This window comes from Brevundimonas sp. (genome assembly GCF_041688735.1).
In the GTDB taxonomy this organism is placed as follows: domain Bacteria; phylum Pseudomonadota; class Alphaproteobacteria; order Caulobacterales; family Caulobacteraceae; genus Brevundimonas.
The window spans coordinates 1-15,195 of sequence record NZ_JBDNHO010000060.1 but is presented as its reverse complement, the minus strand read 5'-3'; the positions used below and the strand labels follow the sequence as shown (position 1 = coordinate 15,195).

Sequence of the window (15,195 nt, the reverse complement as noted above, 5' to 3'; positions counted from 1 at the left end):
GCGACAGCGGGAAATATGGCTTGATCCGACGCATCTGCTTGTTCGTCAGCCAAAACAGATCACTCATGACAGGCTCCTCCTGCCACCAGTGAATCAGATCGCCACGACCGTGTGAATCCCTTTAATGGGTCCTGAGCCTACCCAGTTGGGACGCGTTTTTTTCTCAAAGCCAAACTCACTGACCGTGAGGGTGGTGGTCAGTACCTTTACTCCTCGTGGCGATGGAAGCCGCTTGAGGTGATTGAGCCTACCTGACTGCGCCCAGTGCCAACCATCTACGGCACCAGCTCCAGCGTCTGCCCCATGCCGGGACCCTGGCCGCGTCGCTTCAGATACAGATCGGCGAAAGCCTCGGCCTGTTTCACGTCCATGGCCCCCTCCTTCACCAGTTCCAGACTGGCCGACAGGGTCGAAGCGGTAAAGCTGGCCTGGCTCGGTCCGTGCGCGCCGTCATGCGCAGGGACCACGCGGTGCAGCGGCGTCCACTGCTCAAGCCGGGGAAGGCTGTCCCGCAACCAGTCCCGCGCCGCCTCGATCGCGAACGCCTCGACGCGCTGACCGGGATTGTAATGCCGCTGCTCCTCGCGCCGCCGCTGGGTGACATAGGCGGCCATCAGTTCGTACAGGCTGGCGTCGATCTGGTCGGACGGCACGATCACCGTCGCCTCGGGATCGCCGCGCGTGAACACGTCGCGCCTGAGCCGTGGCCGGCTGGTGATCGCCTCCACCGCCTTGCGCATCGCCTCCAGCTTCTGCAGCCGGAACGCCAGGGCGGCGGCCATCTCCTCGGCACCGGGTTCGTCGCTCCTGTCCTTCTCGTTGCGCGGCAACAGCAGGCGCGACTTCAGATAGGCCAGCCAGGCCGCCATCACGAGATAGTCCGCCGCCAGCGCGAAATTCCTGCGCCGCGCCTCGTGCACGAAGGCCAGATACTGTTCGGCCAGTTTCGTGATGGAGAGCTTCAGCAGATCGACCTTCTGCGTTCGGGCCAGCGTCAGCAGCACATGCAGAGGCCCCTCATAGCCGTCCAGATCGACCACGAAGGCTTCGCGCTCGTCGACCTGTTCGGCGGCGGTAAAGTCCAGATTTGGCTGGAAGGCGTCGGTCATTTCCTTGGGCCTACCGCGCGGTCGCGCTGCTTGAGGCCGGGGCCGGGACCGCGCCCTGCGCCTCGCCGACGTCGGGGCCTTGCGCGGCATCAAGCCTTCCGGCCAGCAGGGCGGTAAACCGTTCGCGGGCCTCACGCTCGTCCAACGGTTCGGGCGTGTGGACGAGCCTCGCCAAGGCGGCGTACGCGCGTTTGGCCGACTTGCCCTTCAGCTTGCCCACGCCCTCGGCGACCTGACGCATCTCGTCCAGATCGCCGTTGCAGTGCAAGACCACGTCGCAGCCGGCCTTCAATGACGCCTCGGCGCGGTCCTGAAGCGAGCCCGACAGCGCCTTCATCGACAGGTCATCGGTCATGATCAGCCCACCGAAGCCCAGCCCGTCTCGCATCAGCTTTAACGCCGTCTTCGACGTCGTCACCGGCTTTTTCGGGTCGATCGCGTCGAACACGACATGGGCCGTCATCGCCAGTGGCATGTCCGACAGCGCCTTGAACGGGACGAAGTCCCAGCCGTCCAGCGTCTCGAGATCGGCGTGCACCACCGGCAGATTGTGATGACTGTCGGCGAAGGCGCGGCCGTGCCCCGGCATGTGTTTGATGACCGGCAAGACGCCGCCCGCCAGCAGCCCCTCCGCCGCCGCCCGCCCCAGCAGGGCCACCGTGGCGGGATCGCGGGCATAGGCGCGATCGCCGATGATGTCGTGCGCGCCCTGCACCGGCACGTCGAGCACCGGGACGCAGTCGACGTTGATCCCCACCGACGTCAGGTCATGGGCCATCAGCCGCGCGCCGAGCCGGACCAGCTCGCGCGCGGCCATCGGATCGTTGGTCGCCTTCAGATAGGCCTCGCCCGGCGGGTATCTGGGCCAGTGCGGCGGTCCCATCCGCTGGACCCGGCCGCCCTCCTGGTCGATCAGGATCGGCGCGTCACCGCCGCCGACACAGTCGCGCATCTCATCGGTCAGCGCCCGCAGCTGCTCGGGGCTGTCGACGTTGCGGCGAAACAGGATGAACCCCCAGGGCCGGACATCGGCGAAGAAGGCCTTCTCCTCAGCCGTCAGGCGGTGGCGTGAGCACCCATAGATCGCCGCGGTGCTCACGCCTCAGCGCACGATGCAGTCGCCGCCGGCCGACTTGATCGCCCCGCACAGGCCTGTGGCCTGCTCGCGGCTCAATCCGGTGACGGTGGTGCGATAGACGGTCGAACCGTTGGAGGCCGTGACCTCCTGAACCCGCTTGGTGGCGCCGCGCGTGAACTGGGGATAGCGGCCCATGATCGCGGAGAACTGCTGATCCGCCAGGTTGGTGGTCGAGAAGGCGCCGATCTGGACGCCGGCCGAGCCACCGACGGCCGGAGCCGGCGTTTCGGCTTTCTCGGCGGGCGGAAAGACCGGGTCCGGGCGCTTCTCGGGAACGGGAAGGACGACGGACGCGGGGGCGGTTTCGACCGATTGCGGCGCGGGACGCGGCTGAACGACTTCCGGCGGCGGGGCGAAGGTCGGCAAGGCCGTCGGGCCCTCGGCCGCGCTGTAGACGTCGATGCCGGCTTCAGGGTCCACCGGCTGCGCATCGATCGGGGCCTCGACCTTCATGTCGCCGACGGGCGACCCGACGGCGGGCGGCGCTTTGCCCGCGGAGCGCGTCTCCCAAGGTTGAAGCAGCAAGACCGCAACGATTATTGCGAGCAGAACGGCCACGCTGATGATCAGCGTCATCGGCGGGGCCTTTCCGCCTCCACCGCGACGGGGATCATAGCCCTGACGGTTGAACGGCAGGTCGTCGTCGGTCGGCGGCGTGTAGGCCCCGCGATCGCGGCCCGGGTTGGGGCGGTAGGGATCTTCGTTGGACATGACGCGCCTTCCAGTCGGGTCCGCGAATCGACGCGCCCGAACCTCATCCTACCCCGCCCGGCCCGCCTTTCGAATCACAGATCGAGGGCGAGGTCGAGGCTGAACAGTTTCTTGTGCTCTTCGATGGCGTAACGGTCGGTCATGCCCGCGATGTAGTCGCACACCGCCCGCGCCTGCTTCGTTTCGTCGGCGATGTCCGCCTTGCCCGACCATTCCGGCGGCAGGGTGTCGGGCTCGGCCATGAACAGGGTGAACATTTCGGCCAGAATGCGCCGCGCCTGGCTACGCGTCCGATTCACGCGGTAGTGGCGGTACATCCGCTCGAACAGGAATTTCCTCAGTATCCCGAGGTCCGCCAGCATGCCGGGCGAAAAGGCCACCAGTGTCCGCCTGGCCATCCGCACGTCCTCGGTCGAGCGAATACCGTCGGCCGCGATGCGCGCCTCCGTCTCCGCCAGCACGTCATCGACCATGACGCCGATCATCCGGCGCACGGACTCGATGCGCAGCATGCGCGCGTCGATGTGAGGCCAATCCTTGCGCGCGCCGTGCAATACAGGACCGATCAACGGCACGTCCACCAGATCGTCCAGGCTGAACAGTCCCGCCTGAACCCCGTCATCGACGTCGTGGTTGTTGTAGGCGATGTCGTCCGCGATCGCCGCCGCCTGAGCTTCCAACGAGGCGAAGGTGCCCAGACGCAGATCCCAGGCCGGTGCCCCATGATCCAGGGTATAGTCGGCGATCGCCTGCCACGCCGGCTCGTCCAGCCGGTGCGACACCGGGCCGTTGTGCTTGACCACGCCCTCGACGGTTTCCCAGCTCAGATTGAGACCGTCGAACTGCGGATAGCGCGTCTCCAGACGGGTCACGACACGGAAGGTCTGGACGTTGTGGTCGAAGCCGCCCCATGGCTTCATCTGGGCCTGAAGCTCGTCCTCGCCCGCATGGCCGAACGGCGGGTGGCCGAGATCGTGCGCCAGCGCTACCGTCTCGGCCAGATCTGTGTCCAGCCGAAGCGCATGGGCCAGCGACCGCGCGATCTGGGCCACTTCCAGGCTGTGGGTCAGGCGGGTGCGGTAGTGATCCCCCTCGTGGGCCACAAAGACCTGGGTCTTTTCCTTCAGCCGCCGGAACGCCGTCGCGTGGATGATCCGGTCCCGGTCGCGGGCATAGGCGTTGCGCGTCCGGCTGATCGGTTCGTGCGTCAGCCGTCCGCGGCTGTGCTCGGGATATTCGGCGTAAGACGCGCGCTCGGGGATCAAGGTCTGCGGATCTTTCCTCGCGGGCCTTTGCGAATGCCCGCCCGCGCCTCATATAGAGACCCGTGAGCACCGTCCAATCCGCGCCCGTCTATAAGATCTCGCCCGCGTCCGGCGGTCATGGCCTGAGCCTGTCCGAAAGCGCCGCCCGTCGACTGGCCGGGTTGGGCGACGCCGAGGGCCACGCCGTCATGCTGCGCGTCGCCGTCGACGGCGGCGGCTGTTCGGGCTTCCAGTACCGCTTCGAGCTGGTCCAGAATGCCGAAGCCGACGACATCCGCATCGAAGCCGACGGCCAGGCGGCCCTGGTCGATCCCGTCTCCCTGCCCTTCCTCAAGGGCTCCGAGATCGCCTTCGTCGATGAGTTGGCGGGCATGCAGTTCGTCGTGCGCAACCCGAACGCCTCCTCATCCTGCGGCTGCGGCGTCAGCTTCTCGATCTAGGGTCAATCGACATTCAGGTGTCGGCGCCACTCACTTTCCACCGTCATTCCGGGGCTGAGACCGGCGAAGCCGGGCACCGAACCCGGAACCCAGGTGTATGGACGCCGCCGCCCGCCACGCCCTCGACTGGCGGGATCAGCCGCGTTCAGCCAGCATCTTCATCGCCGCCTTCAGCACCCGGTCCGCCGGCAGGTCGTTCATATGCTGAATGGCCTGGTTCAGGTGGGGATCGATCTTTCGGTACTCGTCGACCGAGCGCGGCCCCCGCACCACGACCCCGCCCCATGGCCCATGCTCGACGTCGTCCGACGGCCCGAATACCGCCACCACCGGCGCCCCGGCGGCGACGGCCAGATCGGTCCAAAGCGTGTCGGCCCCGATGTAGAGAGTGGCCTGAGCCAGGGCTGCGACCGTCTCCAGCTTGTTCAACCGCCCCTGCAGTTCCGTGACGCGATTGCGCGGCAGCGACAGGCGCACCGTATGCGCGGCGTCGCGGGCGTTCTCGTCGCCGACGACGATGACTCGCCCGCCTTCCAGCGGCCCACCGTCCCCGACCAGCGCCACCGCGAGCTTGGCGTAACGCTCGGTCGGCCAGACCTTGCCCATCCAGTCGGCGCCGGGACCCAGCGCCAGGATCGGCACATCCTCGACCGGGATCAGGGCGTCGGCGGCCGCACGCGTGGCGTCCGAAACGAACAGGCGGGGTGCGGGAACGTCCTCGAGTTGCAGCACCCGCGCCGCCTGCTCCACCGCATGAACACCCGCTTCCCAGGCCCCGCGTACGGCGCGCTTCTGGCGCTTCAGCTTGCCGGACAGGGTCGTGCCGCGCATGTCCACGACCAGACCCCAGCGCGTCTCCCGCACCTTGTTCCACAGGCCGAGCCAGTCCAGCCGGCTGTCGCGCTCCAGCACGATCAATTTGTCGAGGCGCGGCACGTCGGCGAACAGGGGCGCGCTCTTCGGCGAGCCCACGATGGTGAAGCTCGCCTGCGGCATCGCCTCGACCAGATAGGCGAGCACGCCCGAGGACAGGATCGCGTCGCTCGCGTCCGCCTCGGCGATATAGAGAATGGGGAACCTGCCCGTCATGATTGGACCGTATACGGATTCTCTCATCGCATCAGGCGCGATCAGGCGTGGTCCACAGGCACGTCTCGTCCTATCTAGACGCCATGACCATCTGCATCGCCCGCTTGGACAGCCGCGCCCTGATCCGCGTCACCGGCCCTGACGCCCGGCCCTTCCTGCACACTCTGCTGACCCAGGACGTCGAGACGCTGACGGATGGGACCCTGCGCTTCGGGGCGATGCTGTCGCCGCCCGGCCGCCTGCTGTTCGACCTGTTCATCGCGGGCCAGGACGGTGGCGTGACGCTGGATGTGGCCGCCGACCGCCACGACGCCCTGCTCCAGCGCCTGGGGATGTACCGCCTCCGCGCCCAGATCACGATCGAGCCGGACGACGTCCCCGTCTTCGCGGCCTGGGGCGGCGACCTGCCCGAAGGCTTCGCGGCCGACCCGCGCGCGCCAGGTCTCGGCGGACGACGCTACGGCGGCGTTCCGGCGACCAATGCGACCGAGGCCGACTACCAGGCCCATCGCCTCGCCGTCGGCGTTCCCGACCCGGCCGCCGACGCCCCGTCCGACAAGACCTACCCGATAGAAGCAAGCTTCGACCTGCTGAACGGCATCGATTTCCGCAAGGGCTGTTTCGTCGGCCAGGAGACCACCTCGCGCATGAAACGGCGCGGCAACATCAAGAACAGGATGCTGCCGATCGCCTTCGATGGGGTGGCCCCAGCCTTCGGCTCCGAGGTGCTGAACGGTGAACTGCGGGCGGGTGAAGTGCTGAGCGGGCGCGAGGGCGGGGCGATGGCGCTGCTGCGGCTGGACCGGATCGAGGGACCACTGACGGTGGACGGACGGTCGGTCGCGGTGCGCTGGCCGGAGTGGATGCCGCGCTGATCGCGGCCTTGAAGATGGAATCACACCCAGGGTCGAAGATTGGGCCTAGAGTGCCTCTTCGTCGTCCCCGGAGACCGGCATCTTGCTTACCCGAACCGCCATTGCTGCGCTGACCCTGGCCTGCGCCGGGTGCTCGGCGAGCCAGACCACTCCATCGGCCCCGCCCCCGTTTGCCGCTGATGAACCCGGCCGCGCCGCCATCGATCGCGGGCGTGTGATGTCGGTGGCCAAATGCGGCGTTTGCCACGCCGTCGGTCCAGCCGGCGACAGCCCGTTCGCCGCTGCGCCGCCGCTGCGGGAAATCGCCAACCTCTATCCGCCGACGCAATTGCAGGAGGCTTTCGGCGAGGGCATCAAGACCGGACATCCCGCCATGCCCCAGTTCGAGTTCAGCCCCACCGAGATCAACGATCTGATCGCCTATCTGGACACGCTGCGGACCGGTTGATCGCGCGACCTGCCCCGACGCGCTCCGGCATGATTCCGGTCCACTTTTTGGAGTCAGGTCGATTCGACCTGAAGCAAAAATGGTCTAGTCGAGCAATCCCACGGCAAGTGCCGCGCCAATCGCCAGCATCAGAGCGGCAACGCCATAGCGCACCGCTCCAATGGTGAGTTTTTCGAGGTGACGCGAAGCGACATAGGCCCCGAGGAAAGCAGACAGCGTGCCGACCAACACCAGCAGCCCTTCTCGTCCGGCCAGATTCAACCCCATCGTCGAGAATGAAGCCGCGTAGGTCGTGAGGCGCGCCAGATCCACCAGAACGGCAATCATGACGCCTGTGGCGATCAAACGCTCCGGGGGCAGACCAGACCGCAGCAGGAAGATAGTGCGGAAGGCTCCCTGTTGCCCGGTGAGCCCGCCGAAAAAGCCGGTCAGCAGCCCACCAACCGGCATGAACCTGGGGGGCGCCTTGAGCGCCTGAAACCACCGCTGGAGCTCAAGGGTGGCGAAGAGCATCATCAGCAGCCCGATGGCTAGACCCGCTCCCGTAGGTCCGAAGCGTCGGTCGAAGGCGCTCCATTCAAACAGGCGCGGCGTATCTCCGAGAAGTGCGAGAAGCCACGCTCCCGCGACGGCTGCGGGAACGGCGGGGATGCCGAACTTCAACACGGTCTTCCAGTCGGCCCGGTGCCACAGCAGGGTGCTTTTGAAGAGATTATTCAGCAGATGAACAATGCCCGTGGCGACCACGGCTACGGGCGCGGGAAGGAACAGCGCGAAGGCCGGCAAGAGCAATGTGCCCAGCCCGAACCCGGAATAAAGGGTAAGCGCCGAGGCCAGCGCCGCCACGACCGCGATGAGAACGAAGTCCATCGGCGTTTTCTAGTCGATCACATCATCAATGTCCGCAAGGGGTGGAGAGCGGGCCTCCCCATAGGCCTCCAACCCGCTACCCTCCGCCCATGTCCGACTCACTCCACCGCTGCGCCTGGTGCGGAGCAGACCCGCTGTACGTCGCCTATCACGACGCGGAATGGGGGGTGCCCGAGCATGACGCTCGGGCGCTGTGGGAGAAGCTGGTGCTGGACGGGTTCCAGGCCGGGCTGGCGTGGATCACCATACTGAGGAAGCGCGAGGGAATGCGCGACGCTTTCGACGGCTTCGATCCGGAAATCATCGCGGCCTATGGCGAGGCGGACATCGAACGGCTGCTGGGCGACGCCCGCATCATCCGCTCGCGAGCCAAGATCGATAGCGCCGTCAAGGGCGCGAGGGTCTGGCTGGAGATGCGGGACAGCGGAGAGGACTTCTCCGAATGGCTCTGGTCGTTCGTCGGCGCGGTGCCGGTCCAGAACGACTGGCCGGACGGCGCCGGACGGCCGACGCAGACGCCTGAGTCCGAAGCGATGGCCAAGGCGCTGAAGGCGCGCGGCTTCACCTTCTGCGGCCCGGTGATCGTCTATGCCTTCATGCAGGCCGTGGGCATGGTCAACGACCACGGCGTCGAATGCTTCCGCCATGCGCAGGTTCGTGCGATGGCCGGGCAGTGAAGACCGTGGCGAAGACTCTGGCAAAATCCCCGGCAAAGGCAAAGCTTTCGCGCGCCTTTCCGACGCTGGCGCTCGAGATCGTGCTGATCGAAAGCGGCGGCGGCCCGGTGTGCGGTGTCGACGAGGCGGGGCGCGGGCCGTGGGCCGGGCCGGTGTCGGCGGGCGCCGTGATCCTGAACCCCGACGACCTGCCCTCCGGCATCGACGATTCCAAGGCCCTGACCCACGCCCGGCGCGAGGCGCTGGAGATCGAGATCAAGGCCCGCGCCGTGGCTTGGGGCGTCGGCTTCGCCTCGGTCGAGGAAATCGACGACCTGAACATCCTGCACGCCACCGGCCTGGCCATGCGCCGCGCGATCGAGGCGCTGTCGGTCACGCCCGTCGCGGCATTGGTAGATGGAAGTTACCGCTTCAAACTGCCGTGCGCCGTGCAGACGGTGGTCAAGGGCGACAGCCTGTCGCTGTCGATCGCGGCGGCCTCAATCCTGGCCAAGACGGCGCGGGACCGGCTGATGGTCGCACTGGACGCGGAATACCCGGGCTACGGCTTCGCCGGCCACAAGGGCTATAACGCGCCGGTGCATTCGCAGGCCTTGAGGACGCTCGGCCCCTGCCCCGCCCACCGCCGCAGCTGGGCCCCGATCCGGGCGCTGCGGGAGACCTGAGTGCAAGTCCCCGTTCACGCCGCGTCGGCCAGCCCCAGTCGCCGCTCGCTGACCACGAACAGATATTCGACGTTCCTCAGCCGCCCCACTTCGCCGACCTTCTCACCCTTCGGATTATGGATGCCGATGCGGGCGCCGACATAGCGCGGCCGGGCGATCTCGATCACCTGTACCTCGCCCCGGGCGGACAGCATGCCGACCAGCTGGTCCCGACCCAGATAGCCCTCGTCGTTGAACGAGACGATCAGATTGGGCGTCTTCACCCCGTCGATTACCGCCTGCAAGGCGGGGGCGATGCCGGGGCGGCTGTTGAAAGCGCTCTTGCGCGTGCGCACGTCGATCCGCTTGTTGGCGATGCCATAGGTCTCGGGCTTGTCCCACAGCACCAGGCTCTCCCAGCAGTGATAGTTGCCCAGGTAGGAATGCTGGTTGTACGGCGGGTCCAGATAGACGAGGTCGGCCTCGACCCGGGGGGCCAGTTCGACGGCGTCGGCATGGGTCGCCCGGCACGCCCCCGCCGCGACGCCGGGCAGGAGGTCGGGCATGCGCAGGACCAGCGGTTTCAACGCCCGACCGGCCCACGACTTCATATAGGCCATCTGCACGCCTGCGGTGGAATCCACCCGGTCCGCCGCCTCCATCAGGCTGACCAGGGCGATGGCCTCCAGCTCGGGCTCCAGCGCCATGGCGGCGATCCGGTCGCGCATGGCGTCGATGCGCGCGCCGTTGTCGGGATGAAAGAAGCGGGCGTCTTCGCAGAAGGCCTTGGTGAACCACCCGGCTTGCGGTGCGACGGTCCTCAACTCGGCCAGGACAGCCTCGGCCTTGCCTTCCCAACGCTCGCGGTCGGCCTGCACATAGGCGGTGGCCAGCACATGGGCATAGGCGTTGTGGTCATTGGACCAGACCCGAAAGCCCTGTTTCTTCAACGCATGACCGACCCGCGCCGTCCCCGAAAACAGGTCGCACACCGTCCCGCCCTGCGGCAGCGCGCCGGCGATCGCCTCGCTGACGTGCCCCAGAAGCGCGCGCTTTGAGCCGATGTATTTGATCATCCACTACGTCTCCTCCCCCTCATGGGGGAGGGGGACCGCGAAGCGGTGGAGGGGGAACCCCATCCACCAGCGCTCGTCGCCGCCCCCTCCACCATCCTTCGGATGGTCCCCCTCCCCCAAGATAGGGGAGGAGACGGGCTCAGCGCTTCGCCTTCATCGGAACATGCGCCAGTCGCAACAGATTCGCAGCCCCCGGCGCGCCGAAGGGTGTTCCAGCCAGGATCAGCAGTCTCTGACCCGGCTGCGCCAGCCCGAATTCGACCGCCTTCTCGACCGCGTCGTCGGTGACCTCCTCCAGCGAGGCCGGCTCGCGGCTGAGGCGCGGTTCGAGCCCCCAGACCAGCGACAGGCGCCGCGCCGTCTCCGGTTTGGGCGTCAGGGCCAGCACCGTCTGCAGCGGCCGCTCGCGCGACATGCGCCGCGCCGTCCCGCCCAGGGTCGTGAAGACCACCACGCAGGCCGTCGACTGCGCCTCCGCAGCCTTGCGCGCGGCGGCGACCAGCGCATCGACGTCATGCTCGTCCATGCCCGCGTGTTCGGCGTCCATCAGGCTGGGCCACAGCGGATCCTTCTCCACCCGCTCGATGATCCGGTTCATGATACCGACGGCTTCCATCGGATAATCGCCTGACGCCGTCTCGGCTGACAGCATCATGGCGTCGGCGCCCTCGTAGACGGCGTTGGCGACGTCGGACGCCTCGGCGCGCGTGGGGGCGGGCGAAGAGGTCATCGATTCCAGCATCTGTGTCGCCACGATCACCGGCACGCCGCGACGGCGGGCGGCGCGAATGATCTGCTTCTGGGCCACCGGCACTTCTTCGGGGTCAAGCTCGACACCCAGGTCGCCGCGCGCCACCATCACCCCGTCGCAATAATCGAGAATGCTCTCCAGCTCGGCCAGGGCCTGCGGCTTCTCGATCTTGGCCAGGCAGGCGGCGCGGCCCTGAACGATCGACTTCAGCTCGGCCATGTCTTCGGCCTTCTGCACGAAGCTGAGCGCCACCCAGTCCACGCCGATGCGCAGGGCGAAGGCCAGGTCCTCGCGGTCCTTGGGCGTCAGGGCCGAGACCGGCACCACAGCCTCGGGAACGGCGACACCCTTGCGGTCCGACAGTTTGGAGCCGCTCTCGACCGTCACATCGGCCCATTGATCCGAGCGCTCGCCGACCCTCAGGCGCACCCGCCCGTCGTCGAGCAGCAGCAGCATACCCGTGCGCAGCGCCTTGAAGATTTCAGGATGCGGCATCTGCACCCGCGTCGCGTCGCCCGGCGTGGGATCGAGGTCGAAGCGCATCCTGTGGCCCGGCTTGACGTCGATCCCGACGTCCTTGAACCGGCCCAGACGCAGCTTGGGACCCTGCAGGTCGGCCAGCACGCCTAACGGACGCTGCAACGCCAGTTCGGCCCCGCGCACGGCCTTCAGGGCGGCGGCGTGGTCCTCGTGCGAGCCATGGCTGAAGTTCAGGCGGAAGACGTCGACCCCGGCCTCGGCCAGGGCCTTGACCATGCCGGGTGCCCGGCTGGCGGGTCCAAGTGTCGCGACGATGCGGGCGCGCCGGGCTCTTTTCATCGAATGTCCATAGGCCCGGAGGGGCGATTCCCTCTTCTGCCACGAAAGCGCGCCGGGTTAAGGCCGGTTCGGCGCGAGAAACACGAAGTTATGCGGACCGTGTTCGCGGCGGCCGTCGCGCCGCGCTCCGTTTCGCGCTAACCCGAAGTCGGCCGGATGACCCGGTGGACGGAGCGGACCATGGCGGGCCTCAAGGACAAGCGCGGCTTCATCGACAAGGACCGCCTCGACCTGTCCGAACGTCAGGCCGTTGAACACTGGATGAAGCGCTGGGGCGTGACCCGCGACCAGCTGACCGCCGCCCACCGCAAGGCCGGCCGCAACGTCAAGGACATCGCCGCCGAACTGGGCAAGAAGCGGTAGCCCCTCCCCGAAACCGTGGTGCGAGCGGCGGGGGTCGAACCCGCATGACCGAAGTCGAGGGATTTTAAGTCCCTTGCGTCTACCAGTTTCGCCACGCTCGCGGCCGGTGGCGTGCTCTAGCAGTGACCGGGGCCTTCGACCATGCGGCTGTGGATTAGTATCCGCCGGTGCCTACCGAGGCCGCCGCGCCGATCAGCACGATCCAGCCGATGCAGCCCAGTAGCGCGATCGCCGAACAGACGACGCCCGCGATCGCCACGCTCTTGCCCGAACCGGTGGGTCGGTTGAGCGCCACAATGCCCAGCACCAGGCCGAGCGGCGCCAGTATCCAGGCAATCAAACCGATGAGCGGTATCCAGACGGTGCAGAGGGCGAGAATTCCCAGCACCAGGGATGCGACCGCCGCCGCCGTGTTATGGGGCGTGACGTGTACGTGAACGTTCGTGGCGCCAGCGTTGGTGACGCTGATGTCCGGAGTCAGTCATCGAGCCGCTCCAGCCAGTTATTAGCCACCGCCACTCTGACGTGAAACGGCTGGCCGTCAAGTTGTGACGGCTCGCCGATCAAAGCCCGCCCTGCACCCCTGCCGCCGCGGGCCGCATCGCGCGAAAATCCACGTCCGAATTGGCCAGCAGCCACAGGAAGGCGGCCCAGGCGGCGACGTTCTGGTCCATGGCCTTCGGGTCGATCCGGTCCAGCCTGTCGTCCGCCGTGTGATGGGTGTTGAAATAGTCGGTGCCGTCCTGTTCCAGGCGGAAGGCGGGCACCCCCGCCGCGACCGTCGCGCCGGTGTGGGCGAAGCGGTGGTCATGGGTGCCCAGCGAACGCAGCACATAGCCGATAGCCCCGCGCTTGGCGGGCTCGGTGGGGCCGGCACCCCGGATCGGCGAGGTCGCGCCATAGTCCCGGCCGTCCTGGGCCTGAACCGTGTCCTGCAGCACCACGACGATCTTGCCGGCTTGGGCCAACCGGCATGACGCAGTCATCGTCAGTCGAGACAAGGATTTTGTTCGCCTGATCCGGCACGAAGGCGCCGCGCGGCTGATCTGGGTGCGGCTTGGCAACTGCGCCAACAGTGCGCTGATCGAAGCGATAGCCAGTGCCTGGCCGGAGATACAGGCTCGCCTTCGGTTTGGAGAGCGGCTGGTCGAGTTGCGCGGCTGAACTCTATTCGCCCTTGACCCAGGCCTCGACCGGTCCCTGCAGCTTGACCGTCAAGGCCTTGCCGCGGCGATCGACGCGATTGCCGACGGCCAGGCGGACCCAGTTTTCCGAGATGCAGTATTCCTCGACGTTGGTCTTCTCCTCGCCTTTGAAGCGGACGCCGATTCCCTTCGCCAACAGGTCGGCGTCGTGGAACGGGCTGTCCGGATCGACGCAGAGACGGTCGGGAAGGGCGGCGTCGGTCATGAGGGTCGCTCGAAAGGCGGAACAGGGTGGCGTCGGGCTTTAGCGGAACCTTGCGCCGCCTCCAACCCTTAGGCGGCGTCCGCCTTGATCGCCGCGCGCCGTGGCATAGGTAAGCGGCCCGCAAGGAGCCTTCCATGACCGAACAGCCCGCGATCACCGTCGACGGTCATGCCATTCCCCTTCTCGGGTTCGGCACCTGGCATCTGACGCCCGAGGTCGCCCGGACCATGGTCGCCGAGGCCCTGCGCATCGGCTATCGCCACATCGACACGGCCTGGATCTATCACAATGAGGCGGCGGTCGGAGACGGTATCCGCGACGCCATATCGACCGGCCACGTCGCCCGCGAAGACATCTGGCTGACGACCAAGATCTGGACCGCCCACTTCACCCGTGACGCCCTGCTGCGACAGGCTCAAGAGTCGGCCACAAGCCTCGGCTTCACCCCCGACCTTCTGCTGCTGCACTGGCCCAAGACCGAACCGACCTTCGCCGAGACCCTCGGCGCGTTGAACGAGGCAAAGGATCAGGGCCTGACCCGGACCATCGGCCTGTCCAACTTCCCTTCGGCCGAACTCCGCCAGGCGCAGGCGCTGTCGAAGGCGAAGCTCGTCACCAACCAGGTCGAATACCACCCCTACCTCAAGCTTTCGAAGCTGAAGGCGACGGCGAAGGACCTCGGGTCCTCGATTACCGCCTGGTCGCCCCTTGCCCAGGGCAAGATCGCCGACGACGCGACCCTGATCGAGATCGGCGAGGCCCACGGCAAGTCGCCCGGTCAGGTCACCCTGCGCTGGCTGATCCAGCAGGACGTCATCGCCATCCCGCGCACCTCGAAAGTCAGCCGCGCCGAGGAGAGCTTCGACATCTTCGACTTCGAGCTGTCCGGCGAAGAGATGGACCGCATCCACGCCTTGGCCCGACCGGACGGCCGTATCGGCGACTGGCTCGACAAATCCTTCAACTGGGACGAAGAATGGTCGTGAGGCGCGGCGACTGAGACTGCGTCCGGGAGAATGCCTATGGGCTCGGTGCTGGGATTTCCTGGCGTCGATCCGCTCGACGCAGCGGTCGGCGCCAGATTGAAGCGGTGGCGCGAGACGCGCGGCATGGCCGTCGACGACCTCGCCGCCCTTTTGCACATCTCCTCCGAACAGGCCCGTCGCGCCGAGGCCGGCCGCGCCCGTCTGACCACCGCCCAGATCGGGGCGGCAACCAGCGCTCTTCACCTGCCGCTGTGGGCACTTGTTTCTGACACGCGGGCGTATTGACGCGCGTGTCGGCGCGCCCCCGTGACAGCGAAGCCTTGGCGTTCTAGGCATCTTTCGATCCGCTCATCCCGGCGAAAGCCGGGACCCAGTGCTTTGGGCGTTCCGGCGCCTCCAGTGAGGAAACGGTCCTGATCCCGGGCACCGTGTCACACGAAAGAACTGGGTCCCGGCTTTCGCCGGGATGAGCGGGGAATGATCAGTCTGGACGCTCCATGGCCTACAAATCCCTGCGCGACTTC

At 67.2% G+C, this 15,195-nt stretch carries 20 protein-coding genes and 1 tRNA gene; 9 read left to right on the top strand and 12 right to left on the bottom strand.

The features are described 5' to 3' along the window. Positions 1-275: 275 nt before the first annotated feature. The 4 genes from ACESMO_RS06690 to ACESMO_RS06675 form a co-directional block, all read right to left on the bottom strand. Positions 276-1,109: a ScpA family protein gene (locus tag ACESMO_RS06690; protein ID WP_372707386.1), complete on the bottom strand. Its 834-nt coding sequence runs from the start codon at positions 1,107-1,109 to the stop codon at positions 276-278. Between the two features lie 10 nt (positions 1,110-1,119). Then, complete coding sequence (nagZ, locus tag ACESMO_RS06685; protein WP_372707385.1) at positions 1,120-2,208, bottom strand: beta-N-acetylhexosaminidase; 1,089 nt, start codon at positions 2,206-2,208, stop codon at positions 1,120-1,122. A gap of 3 nt (positions 2,209-2,211) precedes the next feature. Next, positions 2,212-2,958, bottom strand: a complete 747-nt coding sequence (locus ACESMO_RS06680) for an SPOR domain-containing protein (RefSeq protein WP_372707384.1) — start codon at positions 2,956-2,958, stop codon at positions 2,212-2,214. A 74-nt stretch (positions 2,959-3,032) separates the two neighbouring features. Further along, on the bottom strand, positions 3,033-4,223 hold the full coding sequence (locus ACESMO_RS06675; protein ID WP_372707383.1) for a deoxyguanosinetriphosphate triphosphohydrolase: 1,191 nt from the start codon (positions 4,221-4,223) through the stop codon (positions 3,033-3,035). Positions 4,224-4,285: 62 nt separating this feature from the next. Here ACESMO_RS06675 and erpA point away from each other — a divergent pair, with 62 nt between their 5' ends. After that, positions 4,286-4,663, top strand: coding sequence for an iron-sulfur cluster insertion protein ErpA (gene erpA / locus ACESMO_RS06670; RefSeq protein ID WP_372707382.1), 378 nt, complete (start codon positions 4,286-4,288; stop codon positions 4,661-4,663). 135 nt (positions 4,664-4,798) lie between these two features. On the opposite strand, the gene ACESMO_RS06665 is transcribed toward erpA, so the two are convergent. Next, positions 4,799-5,752, bottom strand: coding sequence for a glycosyltransferase family 9 protein (locus ACESMO_RS06665; protein ID WP_372707381.1), 954 nt, complete (start codon positions 5,750-5,752; stop codon positions 4,799-4,801). Between the two features lie 83 nt (positions 5,753-5,835). On the opposite strand from ACESMO_RS06665, the gene ACESMO_RS06660 reads away from it, so the two are divergent. Next, complete coding sequence (locus ACESMO_RS06660) at positions 5,836-6,627, top strand: folate-binding protein YgfZ (RefSeq protein ID WP_372707387.1); 792 nt, start codon at positions 5,836-5,838, stop codon at positions 6,625-6,627. Between the two features lie 82 nt (positions 6,628-6,709). Then, positions 6,710-7,075 carry a c-type cytochrome gene (locus tag ACESMO_RS06655; RefSeq protein ID WP_372707380.1) on the top strand — a complete coding sequence of 122 codons (366 nt, stop codon included), beginning with the start codon at positions 6,710-6,712 and terminating at the stop codon, positions 7,073-7,075. A gap of 84 nt (positions 7,076-7,159) precedes the next feature. Here ACESMO_RS06655 and ACESMO_RS06650 read toward each other — a convergent pair whose 3' ends face one another. After that, the gene (locus ACESMO_RS06650; protein WP_372707379.1) at positions 7,160-7,945 is read right to left on the bottom strand and encodes a TSUP family transporter; all 786 of its coding nucleotides are present in this window, start codon (positions 7,943-7,945) and stop codon (positions 7,160-7,162) included. A gap of 89 nt (positions 7,946-8,034) precedes the next feature. Here ACESMO_RS06650 and ACESMO_RS06645 point away from each other — a divergent pair, with 89 nt between their 5' ends. Both ACESMO_RS06645 and ACESMO_RS06640 read left to right on the top strand, forming a co-directional pair. After that, positions 8,035-8,622, top strand: a complete 588-nt coding sequence (locus ACESMO_RS06645; protein ID WP_372707378.1) for a DNA-3-methyladenine glycosylase I — start codon at positions 8,035-8,037, stop codon at positions 8,620-8,622. A gap of 5 nt (positions 8,623-8,627) precedes the next feature. Next, positions 8,628-9,287, top strand: a complete 660-nt coding sequence (locus ACESMO_RS06640; protein WP_372707377.1) for a ribonuclease HII — start codon at positions 8,628-8,630, stop codon at positions 9,285-9,287. A gap of 14 nt (positions 9,288-9,301) precedes the next feature. Here ACESMO_RS06640 and ACESMO_RS06635 read toward each other — a convergent pair whose 3' ends face one another. After that, positions 9,302-10,342, bottom strand: coding sequence for a DNA adenine methylase (locus tag ACESMO_RS06635; protein ID WP_372707376.1), 1,041 nt, complete (start codon positions 10,340-10,342; stop codon positions 9,302-9,304). Positions 10,343-10,481: 139 nt separating this feature from the next. Next, positions 10,482-11,912: a pyruvate kinase gene (gene pyk, locus ACESMO_RS06630; RefSeq protein WP_372707375.1), complete on the bottom strand. Its 1,431-nt coding sequence runs from the start codon at positions 11,910-11,912 to the stop codon at positions 10,482-10,484. 180 nt (positions 11,913-12,092) lie between these two features. Between pyk and ACESMO_RS06625 the strand changes: the two genes are divergently transcribed. Beyond that, a complete protein-coding gene (locus ACESMO_RS06625; RefSeq protein WP_286692470.1) occupies positions 12,093-12,275 on the top strand; it encodes a DUF3606 domain-containing protein in 183 nt (60 codons plus the stop codon). A gap of 16 nt (positions 12,276-12,291) precedes the next feature. Here ACESMO_RS06625 and ACESMO_RS06620 read toward each other — a convergent pair. From ACESMO_RS06620 to ACESMO_RS06610, 3 genes are all read right to left on the bottom strand, one after another. Further along, positions 12,292-12,376, bottom strand: a tRNA-Leu gene (locus ACESMO_RS06620). 53 nt (positions 12,377-12,429) lie between these two features. Beyond that, on the bottom strand, positions 12,430-12,663 hold the full coding sequence (locus ACESMO_RS06615) for a hypothetical protein (RefSeq protein ID WP_372707374.1): 234 nt from the start codon (positions 12,661-12,663) through the stop codon (positions 12,430-12,432). Positions 12,664-12,838: 175 nt separating this feature from the next. Continuing rightward, a complete protein-coding gene (locus ACESMO_RS06610) occupies positions 12,839-13,261 on the bottom strand; it encodes a hypothetical protein (protein ID WP_372707388.1) in 423 nt (140 codons plus the stop codon). Between ACESMO_RS06610 and ACESMO_RS06605 the strand changes: the two genes are divergently transcribed. After that, the gene (locus ACESMO_RS06605) at positions 13,203-13,439 is read left to right on the top strand and encodes a DUF5615 family PIN-like protein (RefSeq protein ID WP_372707373.1); all 237 of its coding nucleotides are present in this window, start codon (positions 13,203-13,205) and stop codon (positions 13,437-13,439) included. The genes ACESMO_RS06610 and ACESMO_RS06605 overlap by 59 nt on opposite strands. Positions 13,440-13,442: 3 nt before the next feature. On the opposite strand, the gene ACESMO_RS06600 is transcribed toward ACESMO_RS06605, so the two are convergent. Further along, positions 13,443-13,685 carry a DUF3297 family protein gene (locus ACESMO_RS06600; protein WP_372707372.1) on the bottom strand — a complete coding sequence of 81 codons (243 nt, stop codon included), beginning with the start codon at positions 13,683-13,685 and terminating at the stop codon, positions 13,443-13,445. A 134-nt stretch (positions 13,686-13,819) separates the two neighbouring features. On the opposite strand from ACESMO_RS06600, the gene ACESMO_RS06595 reads away from it, so the two are divergent. Together ACESMO_RS06595 and ACESMO_RS06590 are read left to right on the top strand one after the other, a co-directional pair. Next, on the top strand, positions 13,820-14,671 hold the full coding sequence (locus ACESMO_RS06595) for an aldo/keto reductase (protein WP_372707371.1): 852 nt from the start codon (positions 13,820-13,822) through the stop codon (positions 14,669-14,671). A 30-nt stretch (positions 14,672-14,701) separates the two neighbouring features. Then, a complete protein-coding gene (locus tag ACESMO_RS06590; RefSeq protein ID WP_372707370.1) occupies positions 14,702-14,956 on the top strand; it encodes a helix-turn-helix domain-containing protein in 255 nt (84 codons plus the stop codon). Positions 14,957-15,195 lie beyond the last annotated feature (239 nt).